The organism is Micrococcus lacusdianchii, assembly GCF_023155805.1.
In the GTDB taxonomy this organism is placed as follows: Bacteria; Actinomycetota; Actinomycetes; order Actinomycetales; family Micrococcaceae; genus Micrococcus; species Micrococcus lacusdianchii.
In genome coordinates, this window is the sequence record NZ_JAKNUW010000001.1 from 154,372 (window position 1) to 170,274 (window position 15,903).

General features: G+C 73.6%; 16 protein-coding genes. 3 read left to right on the forward strand and 13 right to left on the reverse strand.

The window, feature by feature from the left end:
• The first annotated feature begins 85 nt into the window (after positions 1 to 85).
• Positions 86 to 928: a spermidine synthase gene (locus MA879_RS00795; protein ID WP_248122411.1), complete on the forward strand. Its 843-nt coding sequence runs from the start codon at positions 86 to 88 to the stop codon at positions 926 to 928.
• 39 nt (positions 929 to 967) lie between these two features.
• Here MA879_RS00795 and MA879_RS00800 read toward each other — a convergent pair whose 3' ends face one another.
• From MA879_RS00800 to MA879_RS00815, 4 genes are all read right to left on the reverse strand, one after another.
• The gene (locus MA879_RS00800; RefSeq protein WP_248122413.1) at positions 968 to 1,684 is read right to left on the reverse strand and encodes a type 1 glutamine amidotransferase domain-containing protein; all 717 of its coding nucleotides are present in this window, start codon (positions 1,682 to 1,684) and stop codon (positions 968 to 970) included.
• A gap of 169 nt (positions 1,685 to 1,853) precedes the next feature.
• Positions 1,854 to 3,053, reverse strand: a complete 1,200-nt coding sequence (locus MA879_RS00805) for an acetyl-CoA C-acyltransferase (protein ID WP_248122416.1) — start codon at positions 3,051 to 3,053, stop codon at positions 1,854 to 1,856.
• A 28-nt stretch (positions 3,054 to 3,081) separates the two neighbouring features.
• Complete coding sequence (locus MA879_RS00810; RefSeq protein ID WP_248122418.1) at positions 3,082 to 3,336, reverse strand: aldehyde dehydrogenase family protein; 255 nt, start codon at positions 3,334 to 3,336, stop codon at positions 3,082 to 3,084.
• Positions 3,337 to 3,355: 19 nt separating this feature from the next.
• Entirely contained in the window at positions 3,356 to 4,432 is a 1,077-nt protein-coding gene (locus tag MA879_RS00815; protein ID WP_248122420.1) for an alcohol dehydrogenase catalytic domain-containing protein, read from the reverse strand.
• Positions 4,433 to 4,620: 188 nt separating this feature from the next.
• On the opposite strand from MA879_RS00815, the gene MA879_RS00820 reads away from it, so the two are divergent.
• On the forward strand, positions 4,621 to 5,601 hold the full coding sequence (locus MA879_RS00820; protein WP_248122422.1) for a DMT family transporter: 981 nt from the start codon (positions 4,621 to 4,623) through the stop codon (positions 5,599 to 5,601).
• A 323-nt stretch (positions 5,602 to 5,924) separates the two neighbouring features.
• Positions 5,925 to 7,511: a ribonuclease J gene (locus MA879_RS00825; RefSeq protein ID WP_248122653.1), complete on the forward strand. Its 1,587-nt coding sequence runs from the start codon at positions 5,925 to 5,927 to the stop codon at positions 7,509 to 7,511.
• A gap of 106 nt (positions 7,512 to 7,617) precedes the next feature.
• Here MA879_RS00825 and MA879_RS00830 read toward each other — a convergent pair whose 3' ends face one another.
• The 9 genes from MA879_RS00830 to MA879_RS00870 form a co-directional block, all read right to left on the reverse strand.
• Complete coding sequence (locus MA879_RS00830; protein ID WP_248122424.1) at positions 7,618 to 8,868, reverse strand: Glu/Leu/Phe/Val family dehydrogenase; 1,251 nt, start codon at positions 8,866 to 8,868, stop codon at positions 7,618 to 7,620.
• A gap of 368 nt (positions 8,869 to 9,236) precedes the next feature.
• On the reverse strand, positions 9,237 to 9,491 hold the full coding sequence (locus tag MA879_RS00835) for a hypothetical protein (protein WP_248122426.1): 255 nt from the start codon (positions 9,489 to 9,491) through the stop codon (positions 9,237 to 9,239).
• A 123-nt stretch (positions 9,492 to 9,614) separates the two neighbouring features.
• Positions 9,615 to 10,619, reverse strand: coding sequence for an ABC transporter substrate-binding protein (locus tag MA879_RS00840; RefSeq protein ID WP_248122428.1), 1,005 nt, complete (start codon positions 10,617 to 10,619; stop codon positions 9,615 to 9,617).
• 18 nt (positions 10,620 to 10,637) lie between these two features.
• Complete coding sequence (locus MA879_RS00845) at positions 10,638 to 11,321, reverse strand: ABC transporter permease (protein ID WP_248122430.1); 684 nt, start codon at positions 11,319 to 11,321, stop codon at positions 10,638 to 10,640.
• A complete protein-coding gene (locus MA879_RS00850) occupies positions 11,318 to 12,058 on the reverse strand; it encodes an ABC transporter permease (protein WP_248122449.1) in 741 nt (246 codons plus the stop codon). Before MA879_RS00850 ends, MA879_RS00845 begins: the two co-directional genes overlap by 4 nt.
• Positions 12,055 to 12,864 carry an ABC transporter ATP-binding protein gene (locus MA879_RS00855; RefSeq protein ID WP_248122655.1) on the reverse strand — a complete coding sequence of 270 codons (810 nt, stop codon included), beginning with the start codon at positions 12,862 to 12,864 and terminating at the stop codon, positions 12,055 to 12,057. The genes MA879_RS00850 and MA879_RS00855 overlap by 4 nt, the downstream gene beginning before the upstream one ends.
• A gap of 160 nt (positions 12,865 to 13,024) precedes the next feature.
• Positions 13,025 to 14,224: an ArsO family NAD(P)H-dependent flavin-containing monooxygenase gene (locus tag MA879_RS00860; protein ID WP_418001201.1), complete on the reverse strand. Its 1,200-nt coding sequence runs from the start codon at positions 14,222 to 14,224 to the stop codon at positions 13,025 to 13,027.
• Complete coding sequence (locus MA879_RS00865; protein ID WP_248122451.1) at positions 14,221 to 15,141, reverse strand: SDR family oxidoreductase; 921 nt, start codon at positions 15,139 to 15,141, stop codon at positions 14,221 to 14,223. Before MA879_RS00865 ends, MA879_RS00860 begins: the two co-directional genes overlap by 4 nt.
• Before the next feature lie 120 nt (positions 15,142 to 15,261).
• Complete coding sequence (locus MA879_RS00870) at positions 15,262 to 15,894, reverse strand: RraA family protein (RefSeq protein WP_248122453.1); 633 nt, start codon at positions 15,892 to 15,894, stop codon at positions 15,262 to 15,264.
• Positions 15,895 to 15,903: the final 9 nt, after the last annotated feature.

Sequence of the window (15,903 nt, forward strand, 5' to 3'; positions counted from 1 at the left end):
GGGTCAGAAGTGCAGTGGATTCGCGACGGGGCGACGGCGCGACGGCGAGGGGGCGAGGGGTGAGCCGGGGCGGGAGAATGGCCCCATGGCCCACGACGACGTCCCCTCCCCCGCAGCCCGCACCGTCCACCTGGCCGCCTCCGGGGTCGACGCGCGGATCCTGCCCGACCCGCACGGGGACGGGCACGTCCTGGAGGTCGGCGGGCACGTGCAGTCCCACGTGGACCTCGCCCGCCCCACGGAGGTCCGCCACGAGTACCTGCGCCGGATCGCGAACGTCCTCGACCTCCTCGCCCCGGCCGGGGAACCCCTGCGCGTGCTGCACCTGGGCGGGGGTGCGCTGACCCTGCCGCGGTACGTCGCGGCCACCCGCCCCGGCTCGCCTCAGACCGCGGTGGACCTGGACCGCGAGCTGATGGGCCTGGTCCTGCAGGAGCTGCCGCTGCCCGCGGACGCGGACGTGGAGGTCGTCGTCGCGGACGCCCGAGCCGCCGTCGACGACCTGCTGGACCCCCTGGACGGCGAGACCACCGCGGGCGCGTGGGACGCCGTCGTGCTGGACATCGACACGGACGCCGGCGCCGTGGCGCACCTGACCGGAGCGGGCTTCCACGCGGAGCTGCTCGCGTTGCTGGCCCCCGGCGGGGCGCTGCTGGTGAACGTCGGCGACGACGACGGCCTCGCCCACCTGGGCACGCAGCTCGCCGCCCTGGAGACGGCATGCGCCGAGGCGGGCGTGCCGGGGCCGTGGACGCTCGGGCCCGCACCCGTGCTGGAGCGGCTCGAGCTGGGCAACGCGGTGCTCGCGGCCGGGCCGGGGCTCCGGGAGCTGGACCGGGACGCGCTGGCCGCCGCGGGCCCGCACCCCGGGCTCGTGCTGGACGAGCACGGCACCGCGGAGCTGGCCGAGCGGATCGGGCGGGGCTGACCGGCGACCCTCCGCAGCCTCCGAGCGGCCCCGCCGTCGTCAGCGGGAGACGGCCGCGGCCCCCAGGTCCCGGACGAGGCGCTCGGCCAGCGCCGCCGAGGACTGCGGGTTCTGGCCCGTGTAGAGGGCGCCGTCCACCACCACGTGGGACTGCAGCGGGAAGCGGGCCTTCTCATACCGCACGCCGCCGTGGCGCAGCTGCGCCTCCACCGTCCACCGGGCCTTCCAGGAGAAGAGGTTGAGCCTCTCCTCGAGGTCGGAAAAGGCGGTCATGCGGCGGCCCGCCGGGACGATCGTGCCGTCCTCGCGCTTGGCCGCGAACACGGCGGCTGGGGCGTGGCAGAGCAGGGCGAGCGGCCGGTCCTCCAGCAGGCGGCGGGCGATCAGCGCGCCGGAGACCGGATCGTAGGCGAGGTCCTCCATGGGGGCGTGGCCGCCGGGGTAGAACACCAGGTCGTAGCGGGACTCGTCCACGTCGGCCAGCGTCAGCGGCGCCTGCAGCCACGGGGCGAGCCGCTCCAGGCGCCGCTCGATCTTCTCCCGGCGGTCCTTCGAGCCCGCCATCATCCCCAGGCTGATGGAATCCACGGTGGGGGTCTTGCCGCCCGGGGTGGCGATGTCCACCTGCCACCCGGCCGTGGTGAACACCTGGTGCGGCACCACGAGCTCCTCGGCCCAGAAGCCGGTGGGGTGCACGGTGCCGTCCTTGAGCGTCCACCCCGCGGCGGCGCTGACGACGAACAGGACAGAGGTCATGACGGTGCTCCTTGGTTCGGGGACTGCTTCGACGCTACCGGCGCGGCCCGCAGGGCGTCAGCGTCCCGGCTGCGCCGCGCTCCCGGCTTGGCCTCCGGGGATCACCACCCCCACGACGGCGGCCCGGTCACCGCGCGGCGACCGGGCCGACGTCGCGCCGGGGCGGGGATCAGAAGATCTCGAACAGGCCAGCGGCGCCCATGCCGCCGCCCACGCACATGGTCACGACGCCCCACTTCGCGCCGCGGCGGCGGCCCTCGAGCAGGACGTGCCCGGTCATGCGCGCCCCCGACATGCCGTAGGGGTGGCCAATGGAGATGGCGCCGCCGTTGACGTTGAGCTTCTCCGGGTCGATGCCCAGCCGGTCGCGGCAGTACACGGCCTGGGACGCGAAGGCCTCGTTGAGCTCCCAGAGGTCGATGTCCTCCACCGACAGCCCGTTCCTCTCCAGCAGAGTCGGGACGGCGAAGACCGGGCCGATGCCCATCTCGTCCGGCTCGCAGCCAGCCACGGCGATGCCGCGGTAGGCCCCGAGCGGCTCGAGACCGCGCCGGGAGGCCTCCTCCGCCTCCATCAGCACGAGCGCGGCGGCGCCGTCGGAGAGCTGGGAGGCGTTGCCGGCGGTGACGGTGGAGTGCGCGGTGACCTCTCCGTCCTTCAGCACGGGCGTCAGGCCGGCCAGGCCCTCGGCGCTGGTGGAGGGGCGGTTGCCCTCGTCCAGCTCGAGCCGGACCCGCTCCTCCGCGAGCTCCCCGGTCTCCTTGTCCTTCACCAGGCGGGAGCCCTCCACGGGGACGATCTCGTCACGGAACACGCCCTTCTCCTGGGCGGCGGCGGTGCGCTGCTGGGAGAGGAGGGCGAACTCGTCCTGGACCTCCCGGCTGATCCCGTAGCGCTCGGCCACGATCTCCGCGGTGTGCAGCATCGGCAGGTAGGTGGAGGAGATGTTCTCCTCCAGCCAGTCGTCCTTGAACCGGTACCGGTTGCGGTGCTCGTTCTGCACCAGGGAGATGGACTCGACGCCGGCGCCGACGGCCACGTCCATCCCGTCCACGATGATCTGCTTGGCCGCGATGGCCACGGCCATCAGGCCGGACGCGCACTGGCGATCGACGGTGGTGCCGGGCACGGTGACCGGCAGCCCCGAGCGCAGCGCGGCCTGACGGCCCACGTTGAACCCGGTGGCGCCCTCGGGCATGGCGCAGCCCATGACGAGGTCCTCGACCTCGCCGCCCTCCAGGCCGGCCCGCTCGACGGCGGCGCGGACGGCGTGCGAGGCCAGGGTCGGGCCCTGCAGGTCGTGGAACGCCCCCCGGTACGCCTTGCCGATCGGCGTGCGCGCGGTGGAGACGATGACGGCTTCCCTCATGGTGTCCTTCCTTGTCCGTCCCCGGCGGTCAGCCGACGATGCGGATCAGCTTGCGATTGGCGAACTCGTCCACGCCCAGTGTGCCCAGCTCGCGGCCGAAGCCGGAGCACTCGACGCCGCCGAACGGCAGCTCCGCGGACGAGGACGACGGGGAGTCGACCCCCACCATGCCGGTCTCGAGGCGGGCGCCCAGCCGCTCCTCGAGCTGCTGGTCGGTGAGCACGTCGACGGTGGCCCGGGTCTGGCCCGTGGCGGGGTGGGTGGTGGTGGTGCAGCGGCTCATGCCCGGCGCTCCGTCGGGCTCAGCGGGTCAGCACGGTGCGGCCGCGGGAGCGGCCCGCCTCGAGTTCGTCCAGCGCGGTCTGGACGGACTCGGCGGACATCGGCTCTTCGTGGATCGGCACGCGGGGCAGCCTGCCCTCGCGGGCCAGCTCCAGGGCGGTGTCCAGGTGGCGGCGGCCGCCCACGAAGTTGCCGACGATCGACTTCTGGCCCAGCGCGAAGCTCGGGGTGGGCAGCACCAGCTCGCCGCCGAACAGGCCGATCGGCACGACGCGGCCGCCCTTGCGGATCAGGTCGTAGGCCAGGGTCATGGTGGGGCCGGCGCCCACGACGTCGACCGCGGCCGCCGGCGCGGCGCCCAGCTCGGCGAGGACGTCCCGGGAGGTCGTCTCATCCGTGGTGACGAGACCGCGGACGGCGCCCAGCTCGACGGCCTTGTCGAAGTTGGCGTCCGAGCGGTCCAACACGGTCACGTTCCGCTGGCCCTGGGCCGCCAGGGCGGCCACGACCATCAGGCCCACGCCGCCGGCGCCGATCACGACGATGGGGTCGTCGGCCTGGAGGCCCTCCACGCCGGCGACCTGCTCGGCGGCGTTCACGGCGGTCAGGCCCGAGCAGGCGAGCGTGGCCGCCCAGGCCGGGTCGACGCCGTCGAGGGGGACGGCGTACTTCTCGTGCGGCACGGGCACCTTGGCGGCATAGCCGCCCGGGCGCATGATGCCCATGTACCGGGAGGCGTTCATGCAGAGGTTCTCCATGCCGGTGGCGCAGACCTCGCACTCGCCGCAGCCCAGCCACGGGTAGACGACGACCTCGTCCCCGACCTGGCGCTCCGTCACGTCGGGCCCCACCGCCGAGACGACGCCGGCGATCTCGTGCCCCATGGTCAGCGGGTACTCGGTCCCCGGCGTGCGGCGGAAGCCGAGGCTGCCCATGTCGTAGCCGCCCTCACGGACGTGGATGTCCGTGTGGCAGACGCCGGCGTGGGTGATGTCCACGACCAGCCCGGCACCCGTGGGCTCCTCGATCTGGAGCTCCTGCTCCTCGATCTGCTTCGTGTCGGCCTCGGGCAGGACGAAGGAGGTGTTGGCGATCATCGCAGTGCGGTCCTCTCGCGCGGGTCCCCGGGGCGGGGGCTCCGGGTAGGCCCCCTCGACGGACGAGGGGTCCCACCCCGGGACTCTAGAGAGAGACGGATCACACTTCACCCCTCAGAGGGAATGGTGATCAATCCTCCCCGATCCCGGCATCAATGCCCGGGGCGAGGACGGGGATACTGAATGCCATGTCCACCTCCCGCGCCTCCACCGTCCTGTTGGCGACCCTGGCCCTGCTCGCCGGCGCCGCGATGCCGCTGCAGGGGCGGGTGAACTCGGCGCTGCGGCTCGAACTGGGCTCGCCGGCGCACGCGGCCCTGGTCTCCTTCTCCTCCGGCCTGGCCGTCATGCTCCTGGTGTGGCTGCTGCTGCCCGCGGGCCGTCGCTCGGTGGCCCGGATCCCCGCGGCCGTGCGCGGCGGGCACGTGCGCTGGTGGCAGATGCTCGCCGGCATGATCGGTGCGGTGTTCGTCTTCGCGCAGGCGCTGGCCATCCCGGTGATCGGCGTGGCCGTGTTCACCGTGGCCGTCGTGACGGGGCAGATGCTCGGCGGCATGACGCTGGACCGGCTCGGGTGGACCCCGGCGGGCGTGCAGCGGATCAGCCCGCGCCGGCTGGGCGGGGCGGCCCTGGCGTTCGCCGCCGTCGTGACCGTGGTGTGGCCGAGCCTGCAGGAGGCGGGCAGCCCCGGGGCGTGGCTGCTGCTGGCCCTGGTCCCGATGGCGGCCGGCATGGCGACCAGCGGCCAGCAGGTGATGAACGGGCAGCAGACCGCCCACTACGGCAACCCGATCCCGGCCACGCTCCTGAACTTCGTCGCGGGCACGGCGCTGCTGGCGGCGGCCACGGGCGTCGTGGCGGGCGCCTCCGGGGCCCTGGCGCCGCTCCCGACGACGTGGTGGATGTACGCCGGCGGGCCGCTGGGCTGCGTGTTCATCGGGCTGGGCGCGTTCCTGGTCCCGCGTGTGGGCGCGTTCCTGACCACCCTGGGGATGGTGGGCGGCCAGTTGATGGGCTCGCTCCTGCTCGACGTCGTCGCGCCCGCCCCGGGCTCACACGTCACCTGGCTGACGGTGGCCGGCACGCTGGGGGCGCTCGTGGCGATGGTGGTCGCCTCCACGCCGCAGCTGCCCGTCGGTCTGCGTCGACGTCGTCGCGGGGCGCGGTGAGCCGCGGGCCCGAGCGCGGAGAAAACCCCGTAGTCTAGGCGAAGATTTCACCCGTTCCCCGCCCGCGCCCTCGACGGCCGCGTGTCCGGGACGGGGCCCCGCACGCCTCGAGACCGAGTCCGTGCCCCTCCCTGTCCGATCGACGAAAGCATGCTGACTTGACCCGTTCCTCCCGCAACTCCTCCTCGCGCAACACCTCCTCCCGCCGCCGCGGCGGCAACACCGGCCGCCGGCCCCGCAGCGGCAACGCCGCCCCGACCCGTCTGGCCAAGGGCGGCCTGCGCATCACGCCGCTCGGCGGCCTGGGCGAGATCGGCCGCAACATGACCGTGTTCGAGCACCAGGGCAAGCTCCTGGTGGTGGACTGCGGCGTGCTCTTCCCGGAGGACCACCAGCCCGGCATCGACGTGATCCTGCCGGACTTCACCTCCATCCGGGACCGCCTGCAGGACATCGTGGGCATCGTGCTGACGCACGGCCACGAGGACCACATCGGCGGTGTGCCGTACCTGCTCAAGGAGCGCCCGGACATCCCCCTGATCGGCTCCGAGCTCACGCTCGCGTTCATCTCCGCCAAGCTGCAGGAGCACCGGATCGTGCCGAAGACCGAGCTGGTGGTGGCCGAGGACAAGCGCCGGCTCGGCCCGTTCGAGCTCGAGTTCGTGGCCGTGAACCACTCCATCCCGGACGCGCTCGCCGTGGCCATCCGCACGGACGCGGGCCTGGTCCTGCACACCGGCGACTTCAAGATGGACCAGTTCCCGCTGGATCGGCGCATCACGGACCTGCGCCACTTCGCCCGCCTCGGCGAGGAGGGCGTGGACGTGTTCCTCACCGACTCCACCAACGCGGAGGTGCCCGGGTTCACCATCTCCGAGCGCGAGCTCACCCCCGCGATCGAGACCGTCTTCCGCACCGCGCCGAAGCGGATCATCGTCTCCTCCTTCGCCTCCCACGTGCACCGCATCCAGCAGGTGCTCGACGCCGCCCACGCCTCCGGCCGCAAGGTCGCCTTCGTGGGCCGCTCGATGGTGCGCAACATGGGGATCGCCGGGGACCTGGGCTACCTCAAGATCCCCAAGGGCCTCGTGGTGGACTTCAAGAAGCTGCAGGACATGCCGGATGACAAGATCGCGCTGATCTCCACCGGCTCCCAGGGCGAGCCGATGGCCGCGCTGGGCCGCATGGCCAACCAGACGCACCAGATCAAGCTCAACCCGGGCGACACGGTGCTGCTGGCCTCCTCCGTGGTGCCCGGCAACGAGACCTCCATCACCGGCATCATCAATAAGCTCACGGACCTGGGCGTGAACGTGGTGCACAAGGGCAATGCGAAGGTGCACGTCTCCGGCCACGCCTCCGCGGGCGAGCTCGTGTACTGCTACAACATCGTCAAGCCCACCCACGTGATGCCCGTGCACGGCGAGTCCGCGCACCTGAAGGCCAACGGCGAGCTCGCCAAGAAGACGGGCGTGCCCGAGGACAAGGTCATCATCGTCAAGGACGGCGAAGTGGTGGACCTCGTGGACGGCCAGGTCACCGTGGCCGGCAAGGTCGAGGCCGGGCTCGTCTACGTGGACGGGGACACGATCGGCAAGGTCACCGAGGGCACCCTCGAGGAGCGCCGCACCATGCAGGAGGCCGGCGTGGTCACCGTGGTCGCGATCGTGGACCCGGACACCAACCAGCTCGCCGAGCCGCTCGAGTTCATGACCAAGGGCTTCATCCAGGACGCCGCCGTGTTCAAGGGCGCCGCGGAGAAGGTCAAGTCCGCGCTGGCGAAGTCCGACGTCCAGGACATCGACGACATCGACAAGCTCGAGCGCGTGATCGGCGACGCCGTGCACCGTCACCTGGACCGCACCTACCGGCGCGCCCCGCTCGTGACCGTGGTGGTCGTGGACGCCTGAGTCCGGCCCGCCGGCGGGCCGGCCGCCCGTGCTGCTCGACGACGCCCCCGCCCTTCCGGAGGGAAGGTGCGGGGGCGTCGTCGTCAGCGCCGGGGCCGGCGTCAGATCACGGGTAGAGGCCGCGGATCTCGTGCGCCTCCTTGACGCGCTTCACCGCGGTGACGGTGGCGGCCTCGCGCAGGGACACGCCGTGCTTCTGGCTGGCGGCCAGGACGCCGTCCCACGCGGTGCGCATGCGCTCGGCGAGGCGGTCGTTGACCTCCTGGAGCGTCCAGCGGTAGGCCTGGTTGGCCTGCGCCCACTCGAAGTAGGACACGATCACGCCACCGGCGTTGGCCAGGATGTCCGGGGCGACGAGCACGCCCTTCTCGTTGAGGATCGCGTCGGCCGCACCGGTGGTGGGGCCGTTGGCGCCCTCCACCACGATCGTCGCCTGGACGTCGGCCGCGTTGTCCGCGGTGAGGACGCCCTCGACGGCGGCGGGCACCAGGACGTCGACGTCCATGGTGAGCAGCTCCGCGGGGTCCATGGCCTCGGTGCCGGGGCAGTCGACCACGGAGCCGGTCTCAGCCACGTGGGCGGCGAGGGCGGCGTAGTCGACGCCCTCGGCGCGGCGGACGGCGCCGTACTGGTCAGACACGGCCAGGACCTTCAGGCCGGCGTCGGAGAGGAACTCCACGGTGCCGGCGCCGACCTTGCCGAAGCCCTGCACGGACGCGGTGGCGCCCTTCGGGTCGATGCCCTTGTGCTTCAGAGCGGCGAGCGCGATGTGGACGACGCCGCGGGAGGTGGCCTCGGCGCGGCCCAGGGAGCCGCCCAGGGAGACGGGCTTGCCGGTGACGACGCCCTGCACGGTGTGGCCCATGGCCACGGAGTACGTGTCCATCATCCAGGCCATGGTCTTCTCGTCCGTGCCCACGTCCGGGGCCGGGATGTCCTTGTCCGGGCCGATGACCGGCAGGATCTCGGTGGTGTAGCGCCGCGTGACGCGCTCCAGCTCGGCCTGGGAGTAGTTGCGCGGGTCGATGGCCACGCCGCCCTTGGCGCCGCCGTAGGGCACGTCCACGAGGGCGCACTTCCAGGTCATCCACATGGCCAGGGCGCGCACCTCGTCCAGGTCCACCGACGGGGCGAAGCGCACACCGCCCTTGGCGGGGCCGCGGGAGAAGTTGTGCTGCACGCGGTAGCCGTGGAACACCTCCACCTCCCCGGAGTCACGACGCAGCGGGATGCTGACGGAGAGTTCGCGGCGGGGGTTGGCGAGGAGCTGGTGGGTGCCCTCGTCGCAGCCGAGGGTCTCGACGGCCCTCTCGAGCTGGGCCAGTGCGTTGGCCAACGGGGACGATGCGGAGGTCATGGGGTCCTCTTCTGGGTCTGGTGGAGCGGGATGTGCTCACCGTGCGGACCGGTCCGAGGGTGCCGGGCGGTCCGCTGGGCGAGGGCGCGCATGGACCACCGGGGAATCGTCCGACGTCGGCTCGCCGCCCGTCGGGACGGGTGCGGGTCGGGCGTGGACGGCCGGGCTGGCCACGACGCTGTGTGCCAGGAACGAACGGTAGCTGCCCTTGGCGTTGTTGAACAAGGGCAACGGGGAGAAGTCCAGGTCAGGGGGGAGCGGCAGCGGCGAGGGCACTTGTGCGCGCTGACGACGCGCCGGGCTCATCCTCGCCCGCGCGGATGTGAACGATGTGCGTCCGCCTGCAGGCAGACTCCCCGGCGGAGGACTCAGTCCTCCCCGTCCTCCGCCAGCCGCTGCAGGTGCGCCACCGCCTCGTGCGTCAGCGTGGGCCGGGCCTGACGGATCCGGGACCGCAGGGCCAGGCCCCGCGGGCGGCACGCCCCGAGCGGGGTGAGGCTGTCCACCCAGCGGACGGCGGCGGCGTCGTCCGCGAAGCCGCTCTTGCGCAGGGCCAGGCGCGGGCCCGCGTGGTCGGCCGTGGACCGGCCCGGGGCGATGTCCAGACGGATGGGTCCGGTCATGCCGTCCTCCTTCGTCCTGCGGCATGCGCCGCGTCGGCCTCCCACGCTGGCACAGTGTGGCCCGAGACGGGAGGTCCCGCCGACGCCCGCCGAAGGAGGACGCCCGTCAGCCGGACACCCGGCTCAGACGAGGCCCTTCTGGCGGAGCCAGTCGGCGGCCACCTGACGCGCCTGCTTCTTCTCCGCCCCCATGGTGGCGGCGTTCATCGCCAGCAGGTCGTCCGTGGTGAGCTTCTTCTGGACGGCGTCCAGGGCCGCGCGCAGACGGTCCGTGACCTTCTCCGAGGACACCAGGGGCACCACGTTCTGGGCCGTGATCATGCCCTTCGGGTCCTCCAGGACCACGAACCCGTTCTCCTGGATGGCCGGCGTCGTGGAGAAGATGTTCGCCACGTCCACGTCCCCGTCGGTGAGGGCGCGCACCGTGAGGGGGCCGCCGCCGTCGCTGATGGGGGTGAACGCCATCTTCTCCTGCGGGACCCCGTAGATCTCGGTGAGCCCGGACAGGCCGGCGCCGTAGTCCCGGCCCGCCAGTTCCGGCAGGCCGCCGATCCGCAGGGTGCCCGCGTACCCGGCGAGGTCTGCGAGCGAGGTGATGCCGTGCTCCTTCGAGAAGCCGGCGGTGACGTTGTAGGAATCCTTGTTCTCCGCCTCGGCGGGGGTGAGGGCCGTCAGCCCCTCGGGCAGCGCGCCCTCGAGGGCGGCGGCCACCTCCTCGGAGGACGACGCCGTGGCCTCCTTGTCGAAGTAGCCCAGCAGGTTGCCGCTGTACTCGGGGACCACGTCCACCGAGCCGTCCTGCAGCGCGGCGATGTACACCTCGCGGGCGCCGATCTGCATCTTGCGCTCCACCTGCAGGCCCTCCGCCTCGAGGGCCTGCGCGTACAGCTCGCCGAGGATCTCGGACTCGGGGAAGTTGGCCGAGCCCACGCGCACCACGCCGCCGGCCCCGCCCGGGGACGCGCCGTCCGCGGCCGGGGTGGAGGAGGCGGAGGAGAGGGGGTCGCCGCCGCAGGCGGCCAGCAGGGGCGCGGCCGCGAGCATGCCGAGCACGGCCCGGCGGCGCGGGGTGACGGCCTCGGGGAGGCGAGCGGAGAGCGGACCGGGGCGGAACGGGTGAGTCGCCATGACGGTGTCCTTTCGGGGTCAGACCCGGGCGCGGGCAGCGCGCAGGCCGGTGGGGGTGAGGAGTCGCTGGAGGAGGAGGAGCAGACCATCCACGGCCAGGGCCAGGACGGCGATCAGGAGGGCGCCCGCGAGCATGGTGGTGTAGTCCTGCACCGCGAGCGCGTCGAACAGATAGCGGCCGAGGCCGCCGAGGCCCAGATACGCGGCCACCGACGTGGTGGCCAGCACCTGCAGTGTGGCCGAGCGCAGGCCGCCGACCACCATGGGCAGGGCCAGCGGGAGCTCGACCTGGCCGATCAGCTGGCCCGTGGAGTGGCCGTTGGCGCGGGCGGCGTGCACCACCTCGCGGGGCACGGCCTGCAGCCCGGCGTACGTGCCGGCCAGCAGCGGCGGGACCGCCAGCACCACCAGCACGATCGTCGTGGGGATCACGGCCTGCCGCAGCCCGATCTGCAGCACGATCGCCAGGAACGTCAGCAGGCCGAGGGTGGGCAGGGCGCGCAGCGCGCTGGAGAGGCCGACGACGACGCGCCGCCCCCTCCCGGTGTGCCCGATCCACACACCCACGGGCACGGCGATCAGCACCGCGATCACGAGCGCCAGGGCCGAGTAGCCCAGGTGCTCGAGGGCCCGAGCGGGCACCCCGCCGGGGCCGGACCAGTGGTCCGGGTCCGAGAACCACGCGATCAGGGAGGCGATCATCGGGTGCCTCCAGCGGTGGCGACGGCCGGGTCGGGGGTGGGGACGGCGTCGTCGGCGCGGGCGGTGCCCGGCGCCGCCGAGCGGCGGGTCCGGCGGGGGCCGGCCTGGCGGCGGGTCCACGGCATGAGCAGGGCGGCGATCCCCTGGAGGACCACGTCGAAGACCACGGCCAGGATCACCGTGCCCACGATCCCCACGGCGATCTCCGTGAGGAAGCTGCGGGAGTAGCCCTCCGTGAACAGCGTGCCCAGGGACTGCACCCCGATCAGCGCGCCCACGGACACCAGGGAGATCGTGGACGCGGAGACCACGCGCGTGCCGGCCAGGATCGACTCGCCCGCCAGGGGCAGCTCCACCCGCCAGAACCGCTGCCACGCGCTGTGGCCCTGGGCGGTGGCGGCGGTGAGCAGCTCGTCGTCGACGGCGTCGAACGCCTCGGAGGAGCTGCGCACCAGCAGGGCCGCGCCGTAGAGGGTGAGCGCCACGACCACGTTCACGGGGTCCAGGATCCGCGTGCCGATCAGGCCCGGGAGGATCACGAACACCGCGAGGGACGGGATGGCGTAGAGCAGGGAGGATCCGCCCACGATCAGCTTCCGACCCCAGCCGGTGGCGTTGGCCAGGCGGGCCACCGGCACGGAGATCAGCAGGCTCAGCAGGACGGCGGGCGCTGCGATCAGGGTGTGCTGCCAGGCGAGGGACAGGATGAAGTCGAGGTTGGTGGAGATCCAGGTCATCGGGCCTCCAGGGTCCCGGCCACGCGCCCGGCGGCGTCCACCACGGTGGCGGTGCCCGCACGATCCTCCACGTGCAGGCGGCGGCGGTCTCCGCCCACGAACGAGCGCACGAAGTCCGAGGCCGGGTGCAGGAGGATCTCCTCCCCGGGGCCCTGCTGCGCGATCCGGGCGCCCTCGCGGAGCACGAGGACCTCGTCGCCGAGCAGGACAGCCTCGTCCACGTCGTGCGTGACGAACAGGACGGTCTTGGCGAGCTCGCCCTGGATGCGGCGCATCTCGGCCTGCAGCTCGCCGCGGACCACCGGGTCGACGGCGCTGAACGGCTCGTCCATCAGGAGCACGTCGGGATCCGGGGCGAGGGCGCGGGCCACGCCCACGCGCTGGCGCTGGCCGCCGGAGAGCTGCGCCGGGTAGCGCTGCGCCAGCGCCGGGGACAGCCCCACGAGCTCGAGCAGCTCCTGCGCGCGGGTCCGGTCCGCGGCGGAGACCCGTCCGGTCAGGCGCGGCACGGTCAGGAGGTTGTCCAGCACGGTGCGGTGCGGCAGCAGGCCGGCGTTCTGCATGACGTAGCCGATCCGGCGGCGCAGCCGCACCGGGTCCAGGGCGGCGGCGTCCTCGTCGTCGATCAGGACACGGCCGGAGCTGGGGTCCACCATGCGGTTGACCATCTGCAGGAGCGTGGTCTTGCCGCAGCCGGAGGAGCCGAGGAGGACGGTGGTGGTGCGGGACGGGACCTCGAGACTGAAGTCCTCGACGGCGCGGGTGCCGTCCGGGAACGTCTTGCCCACGTGCTCGAACCGGATCATGCGGGGGTACTCCAGGGGGTCGGGGAGCATCGGGCGGGGCGCTGCGGGAGCAGACGCGGCCGAACGGAGGGTCCCGGGCCGCGCTCCGACGCCTGGTCAGCCAGGATAGGGGTGTGCCGGATCACGCGTCGAGGGGTCGCCGGCGCGGGAGGTCCGCGGCTCAGGCCTCGGTGGTCCGCAGGTGCTCCGCCGCAGCGGCCGCCGTCGCCCGGGCGGGGGCGCCCACCCCCACGAGGGTGGCCGACGCCGGTCCGCACCAGTCCCCGTAGCCGAGCAGGAACAGCCCGGCCCGGTCCGCGGACGCGGTGGGAGGGTACTGGCGCATGGCCGGGACGTCCCCGCGGCGGGTCAGCCGGAGCGGGCGCAGATGGCCGAGTGCAGGACGGAAGCCGGTGCACCACACCACGGCGTCCAGCGGCTCGTGCGAGCCGTCCGCCCACACGGCACCGTCCGCGGTGAGCCGCTCGGGCATCGGCCGGGCCACGAGCAGGCCCGCCTCGCGGGCACGGCGCACCGGCGGCAGGACCACGATGTCCCCCAGGGCTCCGACGCCGGCGTGCTCCCCGTTCTCACGCCCGTCCGGACCAGCCTGCCCACCCGGGTCGGCCGAGGACCGCACCCGCGCGGAGGCGACACGGAAGAGCGCGGCGCCGTCGACGTCATCGGGCATCCACCGGGGCGGGCGGCGCGTGGCCCACGTGAGGGCGCGGGCCCCGGGCGCGAGGTCGGCGGCGATCTGCGCGCCGGAGTTGCCACCGCCCACCACCAGCACCCGCTGCCCCGCGAAGTCCTCGGCGCGGCGGTAGTCCGCCGTGTGCAGCTGACGGCCGGCGAAGTCCTCCGCACCGGGCAGGTGCGGCAGGAACGGGCGGGTCCACGAGCCGGTCGCGGAGATCACGGCGCGGGCGTGCCAGTCGCCGCGGTCCGTGCGCACGGCGAAGCCGCCGTCGGGGGCGTCGGCGACCTCGAGGACGGTGACGGGCCGGTGCACGGGCAGCTCGTAGCGGCGCTCGTACTCGGTCAGGTAGGCGACCACGTGATCCGCGGAGGGCGTGTCGGGCCCGGGCCACGCGGGCATCCGCCAACCCGGCAAGGAGCTGGTCTCCGCCGGGGAGAACAGCGTGAGCGAGTCCCAGTAGTGGAGCCAGGACCCGCCCGGGGTCTCGGCCGTGTCGAGGATGGCGAAGCTCGGCGCCGGTCCGCCCCGGCCGCGCGCGGCGTCCCGGGCCAGGCGGCGCAGGTGGTAGCCGGCGGCGAGGCCGGCCTGTCCCCCGCCGACGACCAGGACGTCCACGCGCCGCGCATCGCCGGCGGGGGCCTGCGATGCGGGGGCGTGGACGTCCGGGGCGGGGGGCGTCACGGCGTGGGCATGCCCCCGGTCACCGGGATGGTCGCGCCCACCACGTAGGAGGACTCCGGGGAGGCCAGGAACACGTACGCCGGGGCGAGCTCGGTGGGTTGCCCGGCGCGGCCCAGCGGAGTGGACTGGCCGAACTCCGGCAGGGCCTCCGGCTTCTGGCCGCCGGAGGGCTGCAGCGGGGTCCAGATCGGACCGGGCGCCACGGCGTTCACGCGGATGCCCTTCGGGGCCAGCTGCTGGCCCAGGGCCTTCGTGAAGGTGTTGATGGCGGCCTTCGTGGCGGAGTAGTCCACCAGCTGCTCCGGGGCCATGTAGGCGACCACGGAGGTGGTGTTGATGATCGTGGCGCCCGGCTTCAGGTGCGGCAGGGCGGCCTTGACCAGGCGGAACTGGGCCAGGATGTTGATGTCGAAGGTGGCCTCGAGCTGCTCGTCGTCGATGTCCTCGATCGAGTCCTGCGCCACCTGCTTGCCGCCGTTGTTCACCAGCACGTCCAGCCCGCCGAGCTTCTCGACCGCCTGGGCCACGAGGTCGGCGCAGAACGTCTTGTCGCGGAGGTCGCCGGGGATCCCGACGGCGGTGCGCCCCTCCGCCTGCAGGACCTCGAGGACGTGCTGGGCGTCCTTCTCCTCCTCGGGCAGGTAGGTGATCACGACGTCGGCGCCCTCGCGCGCGAACGCGATCGCGGTGGCCGCGCCGATGCCGGAGTCACCGCCGGTGATGAGCGCCTTGCGGCCCTCGAGTCGGCCGGTGCCGCGGTAGGACTTCTCACCCAGGTCGGCCTTCGGCGTCATCTCCGCGTCCAGGCCGGTGCCGGGCAGCGACTGCTCCGGCGGGCTGATCACGGGGTAGCGCTTCGTGGGGTCCTGCAGGGTGAGCTGGTCGGTGGTGGTGGTGTTCGCGTCGTCCTGGGACATGTCGTGCTCCTTCGCTTCGTCTGTGTGGCCGCCGCGCGAGCCGCGCCGGCCCTCCCAGCGTAGGAAGCCCCTCCGGCCGGGGCCAGCCCTCAGGTGCGCGGCCGCCGAGCGGGCACGCAGTCAGCGCGGCAGGGGCTCGGTGTCCTCGTTCGCGGCGAGACCCGCCTCCACCTTGCGGCGGTGGTCGGCCTCCCACTCGTCCAGGCTCATGGCGTCCTCCGCGGCGGCCTTGGCCTGGGCGGCGGCGAACGCCTCCTCCGCAGCGTCCGCCGGCACGACGACGACCCCCTCCTCGTCCGCGACGATCACGTCCCCGGTGCGCACCGCCACGCCGCCGACCCGCACGTCCTCCTGGGAGACCGCGCCCTTCTTGGTGCCCGGCTTGGGGAAGACGCCCCGCGCGAAGATCGGGAAGCCGAGCTCCCGGGCCTCGGCGACGTCCCGGATGTTGCCGTCCACCACGAACCCGGCGATCCCGCGGCGCTGGGCCACCGCGCACACGTTGCCGCCGGCCACCGCCGGGGCCGAGCCGCCGGCGTCGACCACGATCACCGAGCCCGGGGCCGCCCGGTAGACCGCCGCGTGCATCATGAGGTTGTCCCCGGGGGCGCAGCGCACGGCGTGCACGGGGCCCGTCACGGCGGGCATGCCGGCCCACAGCGGGCGGATGCCCGGGTCCATCACGCGGTCCTCGGGGACCTGCTCCGCGAGGGCCGTGGCGGGCAGGGACGGGCGGGTCGGGCGGCCGGTCATGGTGCTCCT

Excerpts from the sequence above, each read along its gene's own strand:
- MA879_RS00825 (WP_248122653.1), top strand. The coding sequence starts at position 5,925 with ATGACCGTGTTCGAGCACCAGGGCAAGCTCCTGGTGGTGGACTGCGGC.
- MA879_RS00805 (WP_248122416.1), bottom strand. The coding sequence starts at position 3,053 with ATGAGGGAAGCCGTCATCGTCTCCACCGCGCGCACGCCGATCGGCAAG.
- MA879_RS00820 (WP_248122422.1), top strand. The coding sequence starts at position 4,621 with ATGTCCACCTCCCGCGCCTCCACCGTCCTGTTGGCGACCCTGGCCCTG.
- MA879_RS00830 (WP_248122424.1), bottom strand. The coding sequence starts at position 8,868 with ATGACCTCCGCATCGTCCCCGTTGGCCAACGCACTGGCCCAGCTCGAG.
- MA879_RS00800 (WP_248122413.1), bottom strand. The coding sequence starts at position 1,684 with ATGACCTCTGTCCTGTTCGTCGTCAGCGCCGCCGCGGGGTGGACGCTC.
- MA879_RS00815 (WP_248122420.1), bottom strand. The coding sequence starts at position 4,432 with ATGATCGCCAACACCTCCTTCGTCCTGCCCGAGGCCGACACGAAGCAG.
- MA879_RS00810 (WP_248122418.1), bottom strand. The coding sequence starts at position 3,336 with ATGAGCCGCTGCACCACCACCACCCACCCCGCCACGGGCCAGACCCGG.
- MA879_RS00865 (WP_248122451.1), bottom strand. The coding sequence starts at position 15,141 with ATGTCCCAGGACGACGCGAACACCACCACCACCGACCAGCTCACCCTG.
- MA879_RS00795 (WP_248122411.1), top strand. The coding sequence starts at position 86 with ATGGCCCACGACGACGTCCCCTCCCCCGCAGCCCGCACCGTCCACCTG.
- MA879_RS00845 (WP_248122430.1), bottom strand. The coding sequence starts at position 11,321 with ATGATCGCCTCCCTGATCGCGTGGTTCTCGGACCCGGACCACTGGTCC.
- MA879_RS00850 (WP_248122449.1), bottom strand. The coding sequence starts at position 12,058 with ATGACCTGGATCTCCACCAACCTCGACTTCATCCTGTCCCTCGCCTGG.
- MA879_RS00870 (WP_248122453.1), bottom strand. The coding sequence starts at position 15,894 with ATGACCGGCCGCCCGACCCGCCCGTCCCTGCCCGCCACGGCCCTCGCG.
- MA879_RS00835 (WP_248122426.1), bottom strand. The coding sequence starts at position 9,491 with ATGACCGGACCCATCCGTCTGGACATCGCCCCGGGCCGGTCCACGGCC.
- MA879_RS00855 (WP_248122655.1), bottom strand. The coding sequence starts at position 12,864 with ATGATCCGGTTCGAGCACGTGGGCAAGACGTTCCCGGACGGCACCCGC.
- MA879_RS00840 (WP_248122428.1), bottom strand. The coding sequence starts at position 10,619 with ATGGCGACTCACCCGTTCCGCCCCGGTCCGCTCTCCGCTCGCCTCCCC.